This is a genomic window from Deinococcus sp. Arct2-2 (assembly GCF_004801315.1).
Taxonomy (GTDB): Bacteria; Deinococcota; Deinococci; order Deinococcales; family Deinococcaceae; genus Deinococcus.
Window position 1 is genome coordinate 32374 of the sequence record NZ_SSNW01000035.1, and the last position, 20746, is coordinate 53119.

Annotated in this window: 17 protein-coding genes; 7 read left to right on the forward strand and 10 right to left on the reverse strand. The window is 62.1% G+C overall.

Annotated elements, in window-relative coordinates:
* Positions 1-89: 89 nt before the first annotated feature.
* From E7T06_RS14305 to pyrE, 5 genes are all read right to left on the reverse strand, one after another.
* Positions 90-914 carry an ATP-binding cassette domain-containing protein gene (locus E7T06_RS14305; RefSeq protein WP_240741074.1) on the reverse strand — a complete coding sequence of 275 codons (825 nt, stop codon included), beginning with the start codon at positions 912-914 and terminating at the stop codon, positions 90-92.
* Between the two features lie 4 nt (positions 915-918).
* Positions 919-1899 carry an ABC transporter permease gene (locus tag E7T06_RS14310; protein ID WP_136366461.1) on the reverse strand — a complete coding sequence of 327 codons (981 nt, stop codon included), beginning with the start codon at positions 1897-1899 and terminating at the stop codon, positions 919-921.
* A 184-nt stretch (positions 1900-2083) separates the two neighbouring features.
* On the reverse strand, positions 2084-3097 hold the full coding sequence (locus E7T06_RS14315) for a sugar ABC transporter substrate-binding protein (protein WP_136366462.1): 1014 nt from the start codon (positions 3095-3097) through the stop codon (positions 2084-2086).
* Positions 3098-3163: 66 nt separating this feature from the next.
* Entirely contained in the window at positions 3164-4195 is a 1032-nt protein-coding gene (locus E7T06_RS14320; protein ID WP_136366463.1) for a LacI family DNA-binding transcriptional regulator, read from the reverse strand.
* 643 nt (positions 4196-4838) lie between these two features.
* A complete protein-coding gene (gene pyrE / locus E7T06_RS14325) occupies positions 4839-5411 on the reverse strand; it encodes an orotate phosphoribosyltransferase (RefSeq protein WP_136366464.1) in 573 nt (190 codons plus the stop codon).
* Positions 5412-5461: 50 nt separating this feature from the next.
* Here pyrE and E7T06_RS14330 point away from each other — a divergent pair, with 50 nt between their 5' ends.
* On the forward strand, positions 5462-5668 hold the full coding sequence (locus E7T06_RS14330; RefSeq protein WP_136366465.1) for a helix-turn-helix transcriptional regulator: 207 nt from the start codon (positions 5462-5464) through the stop codon (positions 5666-5668).
* 116 nt (positions 5669-5784) lie between these two features.
* On the forward strand, positions 5785-6525 hold the full coding sequence (locus E7T06_RS14335; RefSeq protein ID WP_136366466.1) for an RNase H family protein: 741 nt from the start codon (positions 5785-5787) through the stop codon (positions 6523-6525).
* 285 nt (positions 6526-6810) lie between these two features.
* Here the strand turns inward: E7T06_RS14335 and E7T06_RS14340 are convergent, their stop codons facing one another.
* Complete coding sequence (locus E7T06_RS14340; RefSeq protein ID WP_205750935.1) at positions 6811-7950, reverse strand: transposase; 1140 nt, start codon at positions 7948-7950, stop codon at positions 6811-6813.
* Positions 7951-8734: 784 nt separating this feature from the next.
* On the opposite strand from E7T06_RS14340, the gene E7T06_RS14345 reads away from it, so the two are divergent.
* On the forward strand, positions 8735-9592 hold the full coding sequence (locus tag E7T06_RS14345) for a 4-(cytidine 5'-diphospho)-2-C-methyl-D-erythritol kinase (protein WP_240741075.1): 858 nt from the start codon (positions 8735-8737) through the stop codon (positions 9590-9592).
* A 73-nt stretch (positions 9593-9665) separates the two neighbouring features.
* On the opposite strand, the gene E7T06_RS14350 is transcribed toward E7T06_RS14345, so the two are convergent.
* The 4 genes from E7T06_RS14350 to E7T06_RS14370 all read right to left on the reverse strand — a co-directional run bounded on the left by E7T06_RS14350 (position 9666) and on the right by E7T06_RS14370 (position 16316).
* On the reverse strand, positions 9666-11453 hold the full coding sequence (locus E7T06_RS14350; RefSeq protein WP_136366468.1) for a stalk domain-containing protein: 1788 nt from the start codon (positions 11451-11453) through the stop codon (positions 9666-9668).
* 209 nt (positions 11454-11662) lie between these two features.
* Entirely contained in the window at positions 11663-13801 is a 2139-nt protein-coding gene (locus tag E7T06_RS14355) for a hypothetical protein (protein ID WP_240741076.1), read from the reverse strand.
* The gene (locus E7T06_RS14360) at positions 13798-14394 is read right to left on the reverse strand and encodes a glycerol-3-phosphate acyltransferase (protein ID WP_136366469.1); all 597 of its coding nucleotides are present in this window, start codon (positions 14392-14394) and stop codon (positions 13798-13800) included. Before E7T06_RS14360 ends, E7T06_RS14355 begins: the two co-directional genes overlap by 4 nt.
* A 977-nt stretch (positions 14395-15371) precedes the next feature.
* Positions 15372-16316: a transposase gene (locus E7T06_RS14370; protein ID WP_136366471.1), complete on the reverse strand. Its 945-nt coding sequence runs from the start codon at positions 16314-16316 to the stop codon at positions 15372-15374.
* Between the two features lie 255 nt (positions 16317-16571).
* On the opposite strand from E7T06_RS14370, the gene E7T06_RS14375 reads away from it, so the two are divergent.
* The 4 genes from E7T06_RS14375 to E7T06_RS14390 all read left to right on the forward strand — a co-directional run.
* On the forward strand, positions 16572-17981 hold the full coding sequence (locus E7T06_RS14375) for an IS66 family transposase (RefSeq protein ID WP_240741077.1): 1410 nt from the start codon (positions 16572-16574) through the stop codon (positions 17979-17981).
* Between the two features lie 99 nt (positions 17982-18080).
* Positions 18081-18425 (forward strand): hypothetical protein, encoded by a 345-nt coding sequence (locus E7T06_RS14380; protein WP_136366472.1) that lies wholly within the window; start codon positions 18081-18083, stop codon positions 18423-18425.
* 31 nt (positions 18426-18456) lie between these two features.
* Positions 18457-19923 carry a type II secretion system protein gene (locus E7T06_RS14385; RefSeq protein WP_136366477.1) on the forward strand — a complete coding sequence of 489 codons (1467 nt, stop codon included), beginning with the start codon at positions 18457-18459 and terminating at the stop codon, positions 19921-19923.
* A 190-nt stretch (positions 19924-20113) separates the two neighbouring features.
* Positions 20114-20746, forward strand: a 633-nt coding sequence (locus E7T06_RS14390; RefSeq protein WP_205750937.1) for a pilus assembly PilX N-terminal domain-containing protein, incomplete at its 3' end; no start/stop codon positions are given.

Consider the following 20746-nt stretch of genomic DNA (forward strand, 5'->3'; position numbering starts at 1 on the left):
GTCTGCCGCCCTGAAACTTCTATCTTTTTCCAAAGTTCAGAGTATTCGGCCAGCACGCCCTTCCCACTCCCCACCCACAAAATTTGTTCTCAGTGCGCCAGCATTTCCGCGCTCAGTTGCTCCGGCTTCAGCGCTCCGGTCATCACCGACACCGTGTCGGCCATGCTGATCTTTTTGGGGTTCAGCAGGGCGGCCCGCTGGCCCATGCGGTGAACGTGAATCCGGTCAGCGATCTCGAAGACGTGGGGCATGTTGTGGCTGATCAGAATGACGGGCAGACCGCCGTCGCGCACCTTGCGGATCAGGTCGAGCACCATGTTGCCTTCGCGCACGCCGAGGGCCGCCGTGGGTTCGTCCATGATGACCACATGCCGCGCAAACGCCGCGCTGCGGGCCACCGCCACGCCTTGCCGCTGCCCACCCGACAGGGTTTCCACGGGCTGGCTCATGCTCTTGATGGCAAATTGTAGCCCCTGCATGTGCCGCACCGCTTCCTCGTGCATCTTCTTTTTATCGATGATCCGCAGGAGTTTGGCAATCGGCCCCGGCCTCAGAATTTCGCGGCCCAGAAAGAGGTTTTCGGCAATGGTCATGGCCGGAGCCACCGCCAAATCTTGGTAGACCGTTTCGATGCCTTGCCGCCGGGCGTCGATGGGACTGCGGAACGACACCAGTTGGCCGTCTAGGAAAATCTGCCCTTCATCGGGAACCACTGCGCCCGACAAGGCTTTGATCATGCTGCTTTTGCCCGCGCCGTTGTCGCCAATAACGGCCAGAATCTCGCCGGGCCGCAGTTCGAAATCGGCCCCGTTGATGGCGGTCACTTGGCCGTACCGCTTGACCAGACCGCGTGCTTCCATGACTAGCGGCACCGAGGAGCGGGGGGCCACATCTGAATTCGTTTGAAGGGTCATGATGTTACGCCTTCCTTCTGGAGAACTGATCGGTGGCGACGGCCAGAATGATCAGCACACCCGTAATGAGAATCTGGTACACGCTGTTGACGCCGCTGAGCGTGAGGCCCACCCGGAACACGCCCACGATCAGCGCCCCCAAGAAGGTGCCCAGTACGTTGCCGCGCCCCCCGAACAAGCTGGTGCCGCCCAGCACGACGGCGGTAATGCTTTCCAAGTTTTCGGTTTGTCCGGCGTTGGGGTCGCCCGCACCCACGCGGCCCACCAGAATCAGGGCGGCGACGCCGTACAGCAGCCCCGCCACTGCGTACACACTGATCAGCAGGCGCGTGGTGGGAATCCCGCTCAGGCGCACGGCTTCGGGGTTGTTGCCCACTGCGTACACATGGCGGCCCGGCGCAGTTTGGGTCAGAAAAAACCATGCCACACCAAACAAAATCAGCATCAGCACTGCGCCGTAAGTAAAGGGCGTGCCCAGAATGTTGAAGGTCTGGCCCAAAAAGTTGAGTGCGGGGGGCAGATCGGTGACGGTTTGGGCGTTGGAATAAATTTGGGTGACTGCAAAGACGATGCCGTACATGCCCAGCGTGGCTATGAACGGCGGCAGCCTAAGCCGGGTAATCAGCACGCCGTTCAGCGCCCCGATAGCCGTGGTAATCGCCAGCCCGCAGAGGATCGCCACGATGGGCGGCATCCCCAGTTCTACGGCAAATTTGGTCATGACCACGCTGCCCAGCGCCATAATCACGCCGCAACTCAGGTCGATGCCCGAAGTCAGAATAATCAGCGTTTGGCCGATGGCGATGACCGCCACGAAAGAAATCTGCTTGAGAACCAAAGACAGCGTGGTGGCTGTCAGGAAACGGTCGGACTGCGTGGCAAAAAAGATGCAGGCCAGCAGTAGCGCAAGCAGCGGCCCCAGCGTAGTGAGGCTGGGCAACGCCGGACGTTTGGCAGTGGGCGGAGCAGTAGCAGGCTGGGTCATGGCGGGAACCTCTAGGAGATAAATAGGGATAGGAAGGGGAAGCCAGCCCAGAATGAGGTCTGTGTCGGCTTCCTTCTGGGAGGTGGCGAAGTGATTGGGTAGAGGGGCGTCTCAGGGTCGAGGGTCTAAGGGCCTAAGAAAGGCGAATCGCTGCCCTCACTTGGCCCCAGACTCCCGATCCGGTTTACTTGCCCCAGCAGTTGGCGAGGCCGAAGGTGGTGTTGCTGCTCTTGACGCCTGCCTGAGCCTTGTTGGTCACCAGCGTCACGCCCGTATCGGTGTAGCCGCTGACTTTCTTGCCGGTTTTGGCGTAGTTCACGCCTGCGGCGACGCCCATAGAGGCCATTTTGAGGGGGTACTGCTGGCTGGTGGCCGCAATGACACCGCCCACCACGTTCCGCACGCCCGCGCAGCCGCCGTCTACCGACACGATCAGTACGTCTTTTTCACGTCCGATGGCCTTGAGGGCTTGGTACGCACCAGCGGCGGCGGGTTCGTTAATGGTGTATACGAGGTTGATATTGGGGTTGCGCTGGAGGCAGTTTTCCATGGCGGTCTGGCCCTTGGCCTGATCACCGAAGGAATCCTGAGAGCAAGCGACCCCGGTCATGACCAGATTTTTGGTGGTGGCAGTAATGCCCGCCGTACCGAAGCCCGCCAAGAAGCCGTTGTGACGCGCTACGCCGACAGGGTTACCGGGGAACAGATCAAGCGCGGCGATCACGGCTTTCTTGCTGCCCATCGCTTTTTTGGCCCACTGCCCGATCAGCACGCCTGCTTGGTAGTTGTTGGTGGCAAACAGTGCGTCTACGGCGGTGGTGGGTTCGGTGGGGCTGTCGAGGGCAATGACCATTACGCCAGCGGCGCGGGCTTTGGCAATGGCAGGCACGATGGCTTTGGCGTCGCTGGGCGTAATCAGGATGGTTTTGGCTCCGGCGGCCACCATGTTTTCAATCGCGGTCACTTGTCCGGCGTTGTCACCGTCAGCTTTGCCCGCGCCCGTCAGCAGCTTGGCCCCTAGGCGGGTGGCTTCCTTCTGTGCGCCTTCCTTCATCTTTACAAAAAACGGGTTGGTTTCGGTTTTGGTGATCAGGCCGATGATGGGCTGGGCGCTGCTTTGGGCGAGGGCCACACTGACGGCGGCGGTGGCGGACAGGGCGAGGGTGGCAGCAACAACAGCAAGCTTAGAGTGGCGCATGGTGGTTCTCCTGTGGGGTGAAAGAGGGCGGGGGCCAGAATGACCAGAACGGGGCGGACAGAACAGCTAAGCGGTTGGAATGCAAACGGGCGGAGCCGTGGATTGCCGTAAAATCAGTTCGGTGGGCAGTTGCACGCGGGCCGGAGAAGCGCGGGCGCGGCCAGCTTGGAGATGGCCCAGTTGCGCGACGAGGTGATCGCAGGCCAGCACGCCGAGGTCGTAAGCGGGCTGCGCCACCACAGTCAGCGGCGGGGTCATGGTCTGCGCCCAGCGGGAATCGTCGAAACCCACGATGGAGAGGTCGTCGGGAATGTTCAGGCCCAGTTCTCGGGCGGCCAGTACTGCGCCCACCGTCATTTCGTTGTTGCCCACAAACAGGGCGGTGGGGCGAAGGTGAAGGGGCAAGCTCAGCAGGCGCAGCGCCGCTTCCCGTCCATCTTTTTCGCGGTGTTGGCCGGGCAGCACCAGTGCCGGATCGTAGGTCAGTCCGGCCTCGGCAAGAGCCTGCCGAAATCCGGCGTGCCGCTCCACAGCTGTGCTGATGTCCAGCTTGCCTACGATCATGCCGATGCGCGTATGGCCGAGGCCGATGAGGTGCTTGGTGGCCGCCCGCGCCCCGCCGATGTTGTCTACGGTTACGGTGGTCACGCCCGGATTGCCCGTGACCCGGTCTAGCTCCACGATGGGCAAATTGGGAACGAGTTTCAGGTTCTCGCGGGTGTGGGCGGTAGGAACTACGATCAGGCCTTGCGGCACATGCCCACGCAAGGTATCCATCGCCCGGCGCTCTTTGCCCGCGTCTTCGTCGGTATTGAACAAAAAAGCCGTGTAGCCGTGACGGTCTGCGGCGTCCTGCACGCCTTTGGCGAGTGTGGCGTGAAAGTGGTTCAGAATATCGGTCACGATGACGCCGATGGTGCGCGTTTCGCGTTGGCGCAGGCTGCGGGCCAGCATATTGGGTTGGTAGCCCAACTGCTGCGCGGCGTGCAGGACACGTTCGCGGGTGGTCTGGGCCACCATATCCGGGCGACTCAGCGCACGAGATGCAGTTGCAGCAGACACATTGGCAAGGGTGGCGACATCTTGGATACTCGACATTGCAATCGATTACACCTTTATGGACGAATTTGAAACTGTGGGCCGCTGCCAGACGAGAAGCGGTGCTTGCAAACGATTACATTAGGACAAGGAGAGTGTGCGCCATTCATCAGCTTGATGTCAACCTTCATGAAGGCCGCTTCTCCGCGGTGGGATAGCCCCACAAGATCGGGATGATTCAGCACGGGAAGCTTTAAAAGTCTGTACAGGACAGCAAAAAACCGTACCTAGATTTCAGGTACGGTGAAGCGGGAAAATTTTTGTACTCGGTTGAGGCCGGGGAGAGAGGGCAATCGCGTTGCTCACTCACCCCCTCTGCTTCGCAGCTCTGCGAGTCCCCCCTCAAGGGTGAGGGAGCAAAAACCCCGACACCCCATAACGTCCCCGCCCCCATCCGTGTAAGGCCGTCATCCGCGCAGCGAGTGGGCCAACTCCATCTCGGAATGAACTGGCAGTTCCGCTTCAGTAGGACGATCTAGCCGACTTATAACGCGACAAGATCAATCCTCCCGAACGGAGCGACCAACTCCCCTGACCCCTGTGGGGGCGGGGGCTGGGGGGTGGGGGAGAACGTGGGAGCAAGCAGAAAGACTGCATCAAATCTGTCGCAAGATGCGAGAGCAGCAGCCTCGTCTACAGCGTCCTAAATCTCCTGCAAAGGCCGCTCGGCCAACCAGTCCGGCACGTCGGCTGGCGCGTAGGTATCGAAGGTCAGGCGCGTAAGGGCGATCAGCGGATAGCCTTCCAGCGGGCCGTCCTCTTTACGGCGGTCAACGATGCAGGCAATGCCCACACAGCGCCCGCCTGCCGCTTCGGTGGCCCGCACGGCTTTCAGAACGCTGCCGCCGGTGGTCAGCACGTCCTCTACCGCCACAAACGGCTCACCCGGCGAGAGGGTGAAGGCCTCGCGGATTTTCATGGCGTTGCTGCCGCCTTCCATCTGCACTTTTTCCGAAAAGATGGCGCGGCCTCCGGTGTGGCGGGCCACTTCGTAGGCCAGCACCACGCCGCCCATCGCGGGGCCAACTACCAGCCGCGCCCCGATGTGGGCTTCTCGCAGCTTTTCGGCAATAGCCTGCCCAATCCGCTCGGTCAGGTGCGGATACTGCAAGACCGTCGTAGACTGCAAAAACTTGGGTGAATGGCGACCCGAGGCGAGCAAAAAATGCCCCTCGTGGTAAGCGCCCGCTTCCTTGTACAGCGCGAGTACATCCATGATGAAAGCAGTATCGCATTCCGGGCAGGGCAGGTACGGCAAAATGGTCTATGGACATTCCCGGCACACCCACTGCACCCCCCCATGCCATCGGTGTGCGCCGCCGTCTGCTGGGCATTTCACTGAAGACGATGGCGCAGGAAGCGGGCCTGTCGCCGGAAGTGTTGGCTGCCGTAGAGCGCGGAGAATACGATCCCCGAAGTCTGCATTTGCAGGCTCAGCGGGTGCTGGGGCGAGTCCTCGACATCAGCCTTTAAGCCTAGGGCTGATACGGGCGGCGCACACCATTTGGCCGCGCCACACGCCCTAGACTCTGCTTTCTGAGCCATCTTTTCGTACTTCCACAGGTCTTACTCCTAAAGGACAACCTCTGATGAACCATGCGTTCGTGGATGCCAGTTGGCACGAATTACCGGACGGGCGCGGCGTGGGCGGCTGGGGGTTGGTGCTGCTGAGGCCCGGCAATTTGCCCTCCCGCTTTCAGGGCCAACTGGAAGCGCCCGACAACAACGCCGCCGAACTGCGGGCCGTGCTAGAAGCCTTGCGGCACGCGCCGGACGGCCAACCGCTGAGCGTGCATACCGACAACGAAGCCGTGATCGCCTCTGTCGCGCGGGGGCGGGGGCCTTCGCTGCTGGCCGACGCCGCCCGCGAAGTGCAGGATGAGGCCGAAGCGCGGGCTATTGCGCTGCGCGTGGACTACGTGACACGCACGCGGCGGCATATGCAAGACGCCCATCACCTCGCCAACGATGCGCGGCGCGGCCTAAGTACGCCGGGGCTAGATTCGCCCCATGCCGACGTGCTGATAGAGCAGCGGCACAGCGCCCCCCAAGCCCGCGTCAGCCTGCGCCGAGGCAGCGAGCGCGTGACGGCCCACGTGAACCTCGATCCTCTGTCGGATGTGCCGCCCAGCGCACAGGCATTGTTGGCCGCCGTCACGTTGGCCCTACCCGGAGAAACACTACTGGTACGCCGCGCCAGCAAAATCGCGCAGGCGCTGTGGCAACGGCCTGAGCGGGCTTTGTTGGTGGGCGCACATGCCCAACTGACACAGGCGCGGCAAGCGGCAGATAGGCAAGGGGTGTTGGTGCAGTTTCAGGGGGTTGGGTAGGCGAAAGGGGTTGGAAGGGGCTGAGTTTTCGGGGGCTTGGTCTTAACTCGACTTTGGCCATTGAGGAGGGTCAGGCGGCATAGCAGAGCGCGTCTGTGAGGCGCTCGATGAACTCAAGTGGGACTTGAACCACTTCGCGTTCTGGTGCAGATGTGCGAACAGTCGGCACCTTCCACAAGGCTCGCCGAACCTCAGCGAGCGCATCAACGAAGGTCGGCAGAGTCTTGGCATACCAGGCGGCTCGACGAACCCTGACGGGATGACTCTTCCAGCGTTCGTGGGCCATCAGGGTGACGCGAGAGAACAGCCCCAGCAACGCTGGGGTTGTTCTGGCAATGGCCAGATCAGTCCACTGCCGCTGTGTTTCCACGCCCAGGTGTGCTCGAACCTCTTCAAAGTGACCTCAAGTTGCCAACGCTGCACAAAGTGCTCCAGGATCTGGATGGGGGTCTGCAAAAGATCCGTACACAGCAGCGCTTGAGTGGAGCATCTCCCTTTGGGATCACGGATCAGCACCCAGCGCACCGGAAGGGGTGGGAGACCGGTGTGATACCAGACCGCGGTTCGAGAAACGATCTCGACCTCGCGGCGGTTCTCCCCATACCAGCAGCCCACCTGGACGCGCTCCCAGCGCGTCTCTGGATCTTGAAGCAGGGAGGCCAGGGTTGGGAGGCGGTTGCCTTTCAGCCGGGGCCGGCCCATCTGGCCGGCCCCGCGTTCTGATGCGGGGTCGTAGAGAGCTGCATCCAAGCGAAGACGGGTGATGACTGTGATCGGCTGGCCCTGCTGGAGGTCATGGAGCCAAGCAATACTGGCATACGCGCCGTCTGCCACCACGATCAGTGGCCGTCCAGGACACCACCGCTGTACCACGCGCAGCATCTGCCGAGCCCAGTCGGTCAGGGTCTTGTGCCGGTGACCGCGTTCTTCGTGGTACCGCTGTGACGGCACCAGTGCCGTCAGGAATGGCAGCGCCCAGACGCGTTGGGCCCAGGGAATGGGGGTCAGCAGCATCAAGCTCAGCCAGCGGAGCCCGCTGGCTTTGACGAAATGCCCGTGGCTGGACCGTACTGGATCCCGGTAAATGCCCTTGGCACTGATCTTGGCTCCAGTGCGTCGTTCTATGGTGTCGTCCAAACCGAGGACGAGCGGCCCTGAGGGCACCAAGGCCATCAGCAGTAGACCGAGCAGCACGCGACTGGCTTGGAGACTGGACCAGCGCGCCCGATTCAAAAGGCGGTGAAACGTCCCGAACCTCGGATCGTCTGCCAAACCGAGCACCCGCAACGCCGCGGTCACTGTCCGTTTTCCAGGAGAGAGTAGCGCCCCGACCACCAAGAGTTGCACCTGCGGCCAGATGCGCGCCGAGAATAACGGAGCGAATCCTTCCAGAACCGCAGTGAACCACTTCGGAAGCCGTGTCATGCTCAAGTTTGACAGAGGGAGCAGTAGGCTGCTCCCTCTGTCAATGGCTAAAGTCCAGCTAAGAGCGTGTTTATAAAGTGGTGCTTAGATGTCTCAGCATCCTAGAAATGCCGTATTTGTCGAGCTGTTGCTCCCTCTCCCCTTGCGGGGGAGGGCTGGGGAGGGGGGAGTGAGCACAGCGAATATCCTTCTGCACGCAGCTTGGAAAAACTGCCGACCCTTTATAAACACGCTCTAATACTACAGCCGCACTTGTGCAGGCTTCCTCGATTCCATCAACTTTGCCCCGACGTAAGAACCACGATAAACACCATGTGCGTCGCGTCTGTAGGGCAAGTGCAACTGTAGTACTAAGGAAGAGTGGGGGTAGATCGTGGAATGTGGGAAAGGCAATCGCTGACGCTCACTCACCCCCTCCCGCTGCTACGCAGCGCCCTCCCCCGCAAGGGGAGAGGGACAACGCAACCTCAAACCGTTCCCGCCCAACTGCGTGTGAGGCCGTCGTCCACGCAGTGGGCGGGCCAATTCCATTCTCAAGACGACTGGCAATTCCGCTTCAGATGAACGAACAAGCCAAGTGTGGATGCGACAAGATCAATCCTGCCTAGTGCAACGACAACTCCCCTGCACCCTCTCCTGCGGAGCTTTGCAAGTGTGGGGGTGGGGGAATTCAACGTGGGACAAAACCAGAAACCCCGCCCTAATCGCAACCTCTCCCCCTCATGAAGTAACCCCCCTAACCCGCCCCTTACACCCCCCGCCCCGGTGTGGGATGCTGACCCTGATGACACAAGTTGCCCCCATCCGCACCCAGCCCACCACCTATTTCGCCCCGGCGAAGGTGAATTTGGGCCTCAGTGTGCGCGGGCTGCGGCAGGGCGGCTACCACGAACTGCATACCATCATGGTGCCGCTGAACGTGGGCGATGACCTCCAGATTCAGCCCGCGCCGACGCTGACGCTGGCGGTAGAAGGTGCAGACCTGCCCACCGACGCCAAAAACTTGGTGTTCCGGGCCGCACGCGCTTACCTCGATGCGGCGGGCATAAGCACAGGCGTGCAGATCACATTGACCAAACGGCTGCCCCTCGCGTCGGGCTTGGGCGGCGGCAGCAGTGACGCGGCCACCACCCTGATGGCCTTGGCCCGGCTCTTTCCGGCGGGGGTGGATTTGCCCAAACTGGCGTTGAAACTGGGGGCCGATGTGCCGTTCTTTTTGATCGGACAGGCGGCCATTGCCGAGGGCGTAGGAGAAATCCTGACGCCGCTGCCTGTGCCGCGTGTGCCACTCGTGCTGGTAAATCCGGGGGTAGAAGTCAGCGCCGCCGACGCCTACCGCTGGCTGGACGACGAAGAAGAATTCTCGCCCGCACTGGACATAGAAGCCATTCTGGACGCCCTGACCACCGGACGCCCCGTGCCCTACCTGAACGCGCTGCAACCGCATGTGGCCCTGCGCCACCCCCCGGTTCAGGAGGCCCTGAATTTGCTGGCCGAAGCTGGCCTGCGCTCGCCCCTGATGAGTGGATCGGGCAGCACCTGTTTTGCACTGGCCGCCACCGACGATCAAGCCCACGACGCGGCGCGGGCGATTGCGCGGCACAAGCCGGGATGGTGGGTGCAGGCGACGCAAACGCTGTAAGCAGAATGTAGAACGTGGATCGTGGTTTGGCGCTTGCCCCACGATCCACGTTCCACAATCCACGATCAATCGCCTACGGCTGATACGTCTTGATGATCCCGCCGAACCCGCTCTGCACTTTCGTCTTATAAAACACCAGACTGATCGGCAGATTGCTGCCACTGGCAGGCACAAAATCAATGTTCAGGCGGTCTGTTTGGGGCCGCCACAGCATCACGGGTTGGTTGGGCGCGAGGGCCGCCCCGGTGCGCGGCAGTTTGATGGTCTGCATCAAGGGGCCGTCGGTGACGTTCATGGCTCCCCGGTAGAGGCCCCCGCGTGGGCTGAGGGCTACCGCCGTGCCTGCCGCGCCGTTCACTTCTAGGTCGTACAGCACGCCGTAATTGCCCATCAAGCGCACCGCTTGGCCGGTCAGCATATCGGTTCCAGTGATGGCCGGGTCAAGCATGCCGTCACCAATGACGATTCGGGCAGGCAGGCTGGTCAGGTTCACGCGCAAGGTTCGCACCGCGTCTGGAAAAGTACCGCGTACATGGCGGCCATCGGTGGGCAGATAAGGCAATTGCTGTACGAGTTGGCCGCTGACGGGCAAGGTATCTTCCAACATCAGGAAGGTCAGTTCCACGCGGCCTGTGGTGGCCACGTCTTGCATCAGGTTCACGCCGCTGCCCATGCCCAGCGTGGGGCTGGCGTACACGGCAGCGCTTTGGCCGGGGGCCAGCGTCAGAGTTTGGCTGCCCGTGTAAGCAAAGTAATCCAGCAGCGTGACCTGCCCCAAAATGCCTTCGATGCGGGTGGGCGCGGTTTCGCCTAGTCGCTCGGTTCTCACTTCTACCGGGCGGTTTTCGGTGTTGCGGGCCAGCACGTACAGGCGGGCGGGTTTGCCCAGCGCGTTCAGGTGGTAGGCCAGCAGGCGGGCGCGGCCCGATACACTGTCTTGGTACAGCACGCCGCTCTGAGTGGGCGCCTCTGGGTTGTCGCTGAAGAGGAGCGGAATGCTGGGGCCGTCTACGACTTGCGGCGTCACTGCCGGGTAATTCACCACCGCCGGATCAGGAAAAGTATCGCCGGGGTCGGCATATTTCAGGGCGTAGGTCAGGGGCGAATCTATAGGCAGCCCCTCTACCCGGATAGTGCGCGTAAAGGCCGTGCTTTGCAGCCCCCGCGCATTGGTGACTTGCAGCCCCACCGTGTAGGTTCCGGGCTGAAAATAGGCGTCTTGCCGTCCTGTCCAGCGCCGGGCCACGATGTCGGAGCCGTCCGGGTCGAAGGGATAATCGGTGAAGATGACCCGTTCGCCGGGCGCGTATACGTTCTTGTCGGTAGAAAAGCGGGCCTGCGGGGCCAGCGGATTGCCCCCGTCGCGCAGGGCGGTTAGGGTCAGGGTACGCCCCGAATCGTCCACGCTCATGTTGGCATTCAGCGCGTCGGAAATCAGGCGGGCCGTGACATAGAGCGTGCCCGCCGCGCTTACTACGTTGCCTTCAGGCTGAAGCTGGCCTGCGAGGGTGGCCGAGTTGGTGCGGGTATCGATGACCAATTTGCCGAGTTGCAGTTGCCCGGCTCCTATCTGTCCCGTGCCGATGACTAGGGGTTGGCCCAGCAACGCCGCCATTTCGCGCAGAGGCAGCATGGTGCGCCCTCCGATCAGACGCGGAGAATTGGTCAGCTTGGTACTCTCGCCGTTCAGGTACGCGGCGGTCTGGTCGGTGGTCACGGTCAGTTGGGCGGCCCCCACCGAAGCGGCAGAGGCTGGGGCAAGGGCAGGCGCGAGCAGCAGGGTCAGCGCGGCCCACACGGAGCGGGTTCGTCGGCGGTGCAGTAAAGGAAATCGGAGGACAGGCAGAGTAACCACAGGCATCCGGGGAGTATGCCCGCCCAAGCTGATCTGTATCTGCCGGGGTGTCCCGCTTGCACCCGTTGGCTGGAGGAACGGTGAAGGGAACGGGGGGCATCTCAGCCGGTTCGGCGCTGGTTTAAGGGTCTAGGGTCGAAGGGTCTAAGAAGGACGAGGGCTTGTGGAGCATGAATGGTGGTGAGGGGCAATCGCTTTTATCATTCGCCCGCCCCTTACCGCTCTGCCCGCTCCCTGCGTGTATTACGGGCGTGGCGCAGCTCTATCAGGGCAAACGCCAGCGTATTGAGGGCGTATACCCCGATCAGCACAGCCAGCAGCAGATTGCGCGTAGTGACTTGGGCAGGATTCAGTAGCCCTGCATAGGAAATCAGGCCAGTCAGTGGAGCCAGTGCCGCCAGCGTTGCGCCCCACGCCAGCAGCAGCACGCCGCCCCACGCGCCTTCTAGGAGGGCGGCACCGGGCAGCAGCAGCGCCAGCACACGGTAAACGGCGGGGCGGCGCAGGCGGGCGTCGGTGGCGGCGCGTGGAATCAGCAGGGTAAAGGCAATGGCTGCCAGCAGCGCCAACGCTCCCAGCAGGGCCGCACCGAGGCGGGCACTCTGGCCGGGGGCGTCGTTCAGGAGGGCCAACGGCTGTTGCAGGTCGCGGCGCAGGGTCACGCTGAGGTCGCCGCTGACGGCGCGGGCCAAGCTGCGCTGGTCGGGGTAACACAGGCGGGGTTGGCCGGGGCGGTACTGCTGCTGAAACGCCGTGCTGGGGGTGCCGGGATTGAGGCCCAGATTGAAGGCGGCGGCGGCCAGATCGGGCCGGATGGCCAGCGCCGCGCGGTAGCTTTCGCGGGACTGGGGCACGTCGCCGCGCTGGGCCGCAATGACACCTAGGTTGTTCAGGGCGCAGGCCTCTTGCCCAGCCCCAGTGGTTTGGGCGCGGGTGTACTGGGCGCGGGCCACGCCGTCGTCTCCGTCCAGTTGGGCAGACAGGCCTGCCAACAGCGCCGCGTCGGGGCTGGGGCGTAAGTTCAGGTCGCTCAGGCGGGCCGTGACCCAGCCGCCCCCATACGTCCCCGATGTGAGCGCCGCCGCCCGGAGGCCTTGCCCGGTGTGATTCGTCCACTGCCAGCCGCCCACCGCTGCCACCAGCCCCAGCGCCAGCGTAACCAAGGCCAGCCGCTCCCCAAACGAGGCGTAGGCCAGTGTGGTGCGCCGCGCCCGCGACAACGGACGGCGCAGCAAAGAGCGGAACCGGCCCCCTAGCGGCCGGGTGTCCTCGCCCTGCACGCGCCACGCCCGCGCTACCAGCGCCGCAAAAGAGGCCGCCAACGCTAGCAGCAACGCCAACGTAACCAACCGGGCCGCGTCGCGCACTTGGCCTGTGCCGTCTGGCCCCAAGTTGTACAGCGTACCTGACCGCAAGGTGCGGGTAAATTGCCGCCATTCCTCGGCCTCGCCGCCGCGCCCTTGAGCGTCCAGTAGGGCGGCGTAGCGCAGGTACAGCGCTGGGCCACCCTCGAAGCGGGGATGCAGTTCCCGCAGATAAGCCAGCCACGCGCCCGCCCGCGTGAGGCGGCTTTGGGCCAGCAGCGTGCCCACGTAGCCGCTGGGATTGCCGTAGGCGCTCAGGGTGTCCCGGCTCACACTGATTTCGGGGTCGAAGCCTCGCTCGGCCGCGTCCCGCTTGGCGCGGTCTAACGCCAAATTCGCCGCCGCCGGAAAGCCCGCAGTGTCCAGCCGCCCCGCCAGCATCACCCACGCCGGAAAAGGCATCTCGGCACTCAGGGCACGCCGCACCGCACTCAGCGCCGAAAAAGTATCGCCCTGAATGCCCACCAGTCTGGCTTGGCGCAGCGCCAGAAAGGGATTGGTGGGGTCTTGGGCAGCGGCCTGCGCCAGTTCGGACTGAGGGACGGCGTCGGCGGCGCGGGCCAGCCAACCGGTAATTTCAGGATTGGGTGGCGGCACCACCCGCTCCTGTACCGGTGCGCCCTGTGCGGCGTCGCCCAAGGTAAACCGCTCGGTGTAGCCGTCGCCCTGCGTGGTCACGCGCACTGTGCCGCTGCTGGCATCCAGCGACGCAACCAAGCCGGGCAGGTCAACTCGGGCCTGCACCGTGCTGTCGGCATTCAGCACGTACACTTCCGGCCCCACGCCGAGGTAGGTCAGGTTGCCCACGTTCAGCGGCCCGGTCAGGTCGCCCAATGCCGCCGGATAAGTGCGCTGCCACAGCAGGCGCGGCCCGTCTTCATAGCGCAGGGTGCGGCCTTCCAACACCGCGTCGGCGGCGGCCAAACCGGGCAGGGTCAGGAGGGCAAGCAGGCCGGACAGATAAACGAATTTGGAACGGCTTCGGCTCACGCTTTGGTCTCGCGCTGACTGTCTAAGCCCGGACGCACAGGCGGCGCGATCATCAGGTGAACGGTGCGGATGGTCATGGCCGCCGCACCCGCCAGCAGTTCGGGCAGGCCGCCGTACCGCAGCGCCAGCAGCACGCCCAGAGGCAACACGATCACGGTGGCAAACGGCACGGCATTCAGTTTCAGACGCTGTTGCAGGGTGGCTTTGTACAGCGGCATGATGACCAGTCCCAGACCCACGATGCCCAAAATGGTGACCGGGGCCACCGCCAGCAGCGCCCCCATAAACGGCCCGATGCCCACGCCGCCCCGAAACCTGAAAAACACCGGGTAACAGTGTCCCAGCACCACGAAAAACGCGGCTACTGCTGTCCATGGGGGGGCCAGCATGTGGGTCAGCCATACGGCGGCCAGTCCCTTGAGGGTGTCGGCCAGCGTGACGGCGATGCCCGCCCAGCGCCCGTATTGCCGCACCGTGCCGCTTCCGCCGGGCAGGTCACGGTCTCGGATGTCTTGGCCGAGGGCGCGTGAATAGAGAATGCCCGCCACCAACGATCCCAGCAGATAGGCGACGGCGGCAACGAGGACGGGCATAACACCCCCATTCTAGGGCAAGAGGTTGGGGCGGGGCTGCGTGGGACTGCCAGCGTTTGCCAGAGCCAGAGGCAAGGCGCTTGCGGTTTCAACAGAGAGCGTGCTTGATACCCGCGCCCCTCCTTCATAAAGCACCACGCTTCTGGGTCACAACTGGCTTTGATAGACAGCTGACCAGTCTGTCTACAGACCAGACCCGCCTTAATAGTCCGGGTGGCAAGATAACTATGAATCCTTCATGAAGCTGGAGTCGAAATGAATCTGTTAAATATTTTACAAACATTCCCTATAGCGTTGCATTCATACCAAATTAGGTGAACATCTTCTCATCAGTTAATGAAAGAGACACACCCAATTGGGTGATTTCTATTGCCTTTCTCTCGTCTTAGGTTAAGAAGAAGATTCAGCGTGGAAAAGATAAGGATTTGCAGGGCGCAAAGTAAATATCTGTAAGAGGCCATGCGCGATTCTGAGCTATCGAGACAAGCGATTACCCAAAGGATCTTTTCTGGAAGCACTTGTCTGCCCTAAGGAGAAAAGCTCATGAAGTCACATTTAAAATCCCGCGCGGTTAGTAAGGCGGCAGGGTTCACTATCACCGAACTCCTGATCGTCATGGCTATCATTGGGATCTTGACGGCGCTGGGCGTGCAAAGTTACTTGTCTGTGATTAGCAATTGTGTTGATCGTCAAGTGGGACATGAGGGATGCGGCCCAAGACAAGAGCAGCCAGCCCCAGGCAAGGTCCCTCAACGGGCCTGCACGAGCTCTTGAGGCTCAAAAGAGGCTGGCCACTCAAGGCTAGCATTGCCTTCAGGTGCGGGTCATAAGGTCACGGCTGGGCACTGGGGTTGCTTGCCCAGGGGGAAAGGCCGAGGAGGTGGGCAGTGGTTGCACCGGCACACACAACGTGCCGGTACAACGCACGACCCACCTCCTCGGCCCTGAAGGCGGCCAGGCGTGATGTCGACCAGGATTCAGGCAGCGGGTTGAACATGCCAAGGGATCTGATCACGCACCATGGCATTCAGGTAAACGAGCAATTTGCGCATACAGGCGACCAGAGCAACTTTCGTCGGTTTACCCTTGTGGATCAACTGATCAAAGACGGTCTTGAGCGTTGGATTCCAGCGCACCGCGGAGACCGCCGACATGTAGAGCACTTGACGCACCTCAGCACGTCCACCCCAGATTTTTCGGTGACCACGGGCTGTGCCACTGTCCCGGTTGAGTGGGGCAACCCCCACCAGGTTAGCTATTTTCTGCCTAGAGAGCGAGCCCAACTCCGGGAGTTGGGCCAGCAACGTGAAGGCCATGACCGGACCAACCCCTGGGGCCGACGTCAATACGGTGTACGTCGCCTGGAACTTCGGATGGCCCTGCACCGCGTGTTGGAGGGCATGGTCGAGTTGCTCTCGGCGGCCTTCGAGATAGTGGATCATCTCTTGCAGATCAGCCTGTACATACGGATCCCGACTGCTGTGCAGTCGGTTGCGCTCCATCGTCAAGAGATCCACGACCTGGCGTCGACGGGCCAGCAATGCTTCCAGCGCGCGTTGCGACGCATCTCCGGGCACTTGGGCTTCGGGCTGCAGGGTCTGAGCAAACCGAGCCAGCAGCATGGCATCCATTCGGTCTGTTTTTGCGCGCTGACCAAGTGCACGAGAGAAATGACGAACCTGCCGTGGGTTCAAGACCGTGACTGGCACCCCGGCCTCATGCAGGGCCAACATGGCGGCCTGTTCCAGGCCGCCGGTCGCTTCCATCACGACCAGTTGGGGCTGAACATCCGAGAGACGGATCAGCAGTTCGGTGAGGCCAGGTGCGGTGTTGTCGATGGCGAAGACTTCCCCGCTCGGCAGCACCGCGACATCGAGGCGGGCTTTCGAGACATCAATACCGACGAACGTCTGGTCTGACATACAGGTACACCTCCAGAATTGTCGTGTGGGACAGGGTTCTGGCCAGCGCCAAGCTTGCTCATGCGAACTCCAGGGTTCAAGCAATTGTTCGGCCTGTCGGTCAGAACGGGTGTGACTCGGCGATCACAGCGAATCAACGGTCTTTCTGACCACGCGGCCCACGATCTACCGAGTCTCAGTCCCGCCTCCAACATACAAGCGGCCCCCTGGGTGCCCGGCTTCCGGCCGGGCGCCCTTGCCGTTACCATGCTGTTCATGGGCTCCGAGGTGACTGAGAAAGATCTCTTCGAGATCATCCGTCGCCAGTCTGAGCAGATCTACCAGTTGATCGCGGAGAACAAAGCGCTTCAGGCTGAGAATGCCCGCTTGAAGAAGCGGATTGAAGAGCTGGAACGACGGGCCCGCAAGTACGCCGCACCCTTCAGTCGGGAGACGCGGACGGCCCAACCCAAATCACCAGGACGCCGTCCTGGTGAAGGTCTCTTCGCGCACAAGTCGCCACCCCTACCGCAACAGGTCACCGAGACCGTACAGGTCGACACACCGAACACCTGCCCTCGGTGTGGTTTCACAGGACCGCTGATCTTTACCCGTCACGACAAAGCCTGGATCACGGAACTTGTCCCTCAGAACGCCGTGCAGATCACCGAGTACCACGTGCCCGTCATGGACTGCCCCCAGTGTCACCACGCGGTGCGTGGCGACCATCCCGCCCTGCAAGCCGATCAGAGAGGCGCCACCGCTCATCGACTCGGACCCGTCCTGCACGCCACCCTTCAGACCCTGCATCACGAGCTTGGCTTGCCGGTTCGCCGAATCGGTCGGGTCATGACTCTCCTCAGCGGCGTGCAGGTCACGCAAGGTACGATCACGCAAGCTGCACAGCGGCTTGCCGCCGACGGCCGTCCCCTTGCCGCGCACGTCGAGGCTCTTCAAGCACACGTGCAACACGCTCCGTTCGTGCATCACGACGACACCGGCTGGCGGATCGGCACTCAGAATGCCTGGGTGGGCGCGTTCCGCAGCGCGGACACCGTGGTCTTCCGCGCGAATCTGCGGCACACCAACGTGGAAGTCCGCCAAGGGCTGGGACAGAACTTCGCGGGCGTGCTGGTCAGCGACCGTTTCTCCTCGTATGACAGCCGTTTCCTGCAGGACGTCCGGCAGCAAAAGTGCCTGGCGCACCTGATCCGCAACGCGGATGAGGTCGCCGCCGCGGAGCAGTGCCGCCCCGGGCGTGGAGAACTGTACGGACAACGGGTTGCACAGGTCTTCCGGGAGGGCATTCGACTGCACCGGGACGTGACGACGGGCGTGTGCACGCGAGAGGAATACGCGCAGCAGGGTGAGGGACTCACCCTGCGCCTGGACACCCTGCTCAACCGGGCACCGCTGAAGTCGAAAGCGAACGAGCGACTCCGACTGGGCCTCCTGAAGCAACACGTGCTGGATCGGTTGTGGCGGTTTCTGAAGGATCCGGATATTCCACCAACGAACAACGCGGCGGAACGGAGTCTGCGAACCATCGTGATGGCGAGGAAAGTCTCGCAGTGCAGCAAGAACGCCGTGGGCGCGCAGACGTATATGCGGATCAAGTCCGCCGTGGAGACCGCGCGGTTGCGCGGTCAAGACCCCGTCGCGGTTCTGATCAGCCTGACCCGCTGACGCCCTGGTTGCTCGTCTTTCGGCTAGGGAACCAGGGCATCGCTAATCACAGACAGTTACTTATCTACGCGCAACCCTGCCCGCGACGCCGCCCGTACCGTGCATGCCAGCCTGTTTCAACTTCGCAGCGGCGCGGTGTCCAATACACAGGCCCGCCGCATGATCCTCAACAGCTCTCAGCAATTGGTGTTGCAAAGTGCGGTGCGGTGCAGCGAAACCAATGCCAGCAAATGGACGGATTTGGGTACGGTTCCTCTGACCCTCAACTCTTATGGCCGGACGGTGCTGCTTTCTACGCTCACTCCCGGCCCCAACCCTGTGGTGGTGTGCTTTACCTCGCGCGGGTTGGCAGCACCCAATGGGCGACTGACGCTCAGAGAGGGCACGCGAACTCTTCACGTGGATGTGGCTCTCGGCGGCGGGGTGAGAACCAGTGGTTCCTAAGCCGCCGATTTCTGGGCCGCACACCGCAGGCATGAGCCTAATCGAGGTCTTGGTGGCCTTTGTGGTGCTGGGTATCGCCCTTACCGCCCTTCTCAGCGCCATGCTCTCCAATACCGCCCTGAACACCGATGTCAGCCGCCGCGCCGAGGCGATCCGGGTCAGTGAAGTGGTGCTGGAAGGCTACCGGCAAGCGGGCAATTACGGTGCGCTCAGAACTACCCGCACCGACACCGTCACCAGCGGCAACATCCCCTTCACTGCCGTGTCTACCTTCTGCCCCCCCGACGCTCCTCTCAGCATGGTGTGCAGCAGCAGCGCCGTGTACATCCGTCTGGAGGTGAAGTATGGCAACAAGGTTTTGCACAAGGCAGACACCTACTACTACTACAGTCGCACTTGCCATACAGCTGCGACGCACACGGCGCTTCTATCGGTTCTTGCGCGAGGGCAAAGTCGATGGAATCGAAGAAGCCTGCACAACTGCGACTGTAGTACTACACGTCGTTCGGCAGTGAGTAAGCGTGTGAACAGGAGGGCCGTGACTGGAGTAAAAGCGGGAGCCAAGAACGCAGGCTTTACGCTGGTAGAACTGCTGGTGGCGATGGGGCTGTTTTTGGTGGTTCTGACCATTGCCTTCAATGCCTTTTCCAGCAGCAACAAACTGGTAGAAGCCGACACCGGGCGCGTGATGGCCAGCCAAAACGTGCAATCGGCGCTGGATATTCTCTCCGCCGATGTGCGTCAGGCAGGCGAAGACTTGTCGCTGGACTTGGGCGTGTCGGGCCTAGAGTTCAACAGTTCGGGCAAAACAGTGACCGTGCGCCGGGGGGTTACACGAGTGCAGCGCCTGCCCCTGTGTGCCGTTAGTGGCAGCATCATTCAGGTCAGTGGGCCACCGCCTGCGGCCACCACACCGGGGGCGGCGACAGGTTCCTGCGCTTATAACGCGCCCACCGCAGGCATTGATCCCACCAACATCGCCGATTGGCGGGCCTACTTTGCCGCACAGGGTAACCAAGCCCAAACTGCCCTGCTGTTCCGCCCGGCCACCACTACCCAAACCCTCAAAGTCGATCCGGTGATCGTTACAGCGATGCTGGCCCCCATGACCAGCGGTTCGGGTGCAAGCTTCATCTACCGCACCAGCGTCAGCCTCGGCAGCACGGTTCCCGGCGACTCCACCGCCACCAACGGCAGCTTGTTGGTGTTGGTAGATCAGCGCAGATACAAAGTGGTGGGCAGCGATCTCCTGCTGGCAATAGGCGGCCAAACCGACGCTCAGGCGCAAGTGGTGGCTTACGGCGTTACCGACCTGAGTGTCAACAGCAACTTGGTCAATCCTCTGGCAACGGCCACCAGCATGACCCTGACTGGCCCTTGGGCAAGGATCAAATCGGTGGCCGTCACCATGACTTCGGGCAGCGCTGGGCAGGGCAGCAACAAACCTCGCTCGTTTACGGCCACCGTCTTTCCCCGCAACATCGAGCAGGCCCGCTGATGTCTGCCCCATTGCTGCTGGCCCCCGCCAGATCAACACGTCGTGTTCAAAACAAGCAGCGTCCCAAAGACACAGCGCCGTTCTTCATGCAGTTCAGCCCAACGCTGCCAACGCGCTCGACTCAGCTCATCTTCGCACCCGTCAGGCACACGCCCGCCGCAAGCACGCCCTCTGCAAATACAGGAGCCGTATGAACCGATCTGTTCTCCCACATGCCCGACCTAGCGCCATGCAGCGCCGCGACTCCGGCTACGCGCTGGTGGTGGCTCTCAGCTTGGTGGCTATTCTGGCCGTCGTTCTCACGACTTATTCTCTAGTTACGGTCAGCAACACCAAAACCAGCCGCAGCAGTGCCAACGCCAGCGCGGGCTTTTACGCCGCCGAAGCCTCGCTGAATGCCCGTGCCGAGCAGATTCGGGTCAAGTTCAAGGGCTTCGAAACGCCGGACGGCACCACGCCCGCCAGTTGCTTGCCCAACGTGACTTCCGGCTTAGGCGACTTTGCTTGCAAAACCGACGTTGTGGGCGCTCGCAACGTGACGAGCTACGTGACCAAGGGCACTTCCAGAGAGATCAAAATTCCAGCCGGGGAACTCTTCGAGAACCTGAGTGCCCAAGAAACCAACTTTACGGTGTCTGGGCAAGCCATCGGCCCAAACAACACCCCTGAAGCCATTGCCAGCCTGACTTTTCATAGCCGTTTGGTGCCATTGTTCCAGTTTGCCGTCTTTTTTGATAAAGACCTAAAGTTTACCAACACCGCCACGCTGTGGGCTGGCCCCAATGTTTGGACGACTTCGAGTAGAGACTCGGCTCAGGTACAG

Bases quoted from the DNA above. Each gene is read 5' to 3' on its own strand.
- E7T06_RS14305 (WP_240741074.1), bottom strand. From the start codon at position 914: ATGACCCTTCAAACGAATTCAGATGTGGCCCCCCGCTCCTCGGTGCCG.
- E7T06_RS14310 (WP_136366461.1), bottom strand. From the start codon at position 1,899: ATGACCCAGCCTGCTACTGCTCCGCCCACTGCCAAACGTCCGGCGTTG.
- E7T06_RS14315 (WP_136366462.1), bottom strand. From the start codon at position 3,097: ATGCGCCACTCTAAGCTTGCTGTTGTTGCTGCCACCCTCGCCCTGTCC.
- E7T06_RS14320 (WP_136366463.1), bottom strand. From the start codon at position 4,195: ATGTCGAGTATCCAAGATGTCGCCACCCTTGCCAATGTGTCTGCTGCA.
- pyrE (WP_136366464.1), bottom strand. From the start codon at position 5,411: ATGGATGTACTCGCGCTGTACAAGGAAGCGGGCGCTTACCACGAGGGG.
- E7T06_RS14330 (WP_136366465.1), top strand. From the start codon at position 5,462: ATGGACATTCCCGGCACACCCACTGCACCCCCCCATGCCATCGGTGTG.
- E7T06_RS14335 (WP_136366466.1), top strand. From the start codon at position 5,785: ATGAACCATGCGTTCGTGGATGCCAGTTGGCACGAATTACCGGACGGG.
- E7T06_RS14340 (WP_205750935.1), bottom strand. From the start codon at position 7,950: ATGACACGGCTTCCGAAGTGGTTCACTGCGGTTCTGGAAGGATTCGCT.
- E7T06_RS14345 (WP_240741075.1), top strand. From the start codon at position 8,735: ATGACACAAGTTGCCCCCATCCGCACCCAGCCCACCACCTATTTCGCC.
- E7T06_RS14350 (WP_136366468.1), bottom strand. From the start codon at position 11,453: ATGCCTGTGGTTACTCTGCCTGTCCTCCGATTTCCTTTACTGCACCGC.
- E7T06_RS14360 (WP_136366469.1), bottom strand. From the start codon at position 14,394: ATGCCCGTCCTCGTTGCCGCCGTCGCCTATCTGCTGGGATCGTTGGTG.
- E7T06_RS14370 (WP_136366471.1), bottom strand. From the start codon at position 16,316: ATGTCAGACCAGACGTTCGTCGGTATTGATGTCTCGAAAGCCCGCCTC.
- E7T06_RS14375 (WP_240741077.1), top strand. From the start codon at position 16,572: ATGGGCTCCGAGGTGACTGAGAAAGATCTCTTCGAGATCATCCGTCGC.
- E7T06_RS14385 (WP_136366477.1), top strand. From the start codon at position 18,457: ATGAGCCTAATCGAGGTCTTGGTGGCCTTTGTGGTGCTGGGTATCGCC.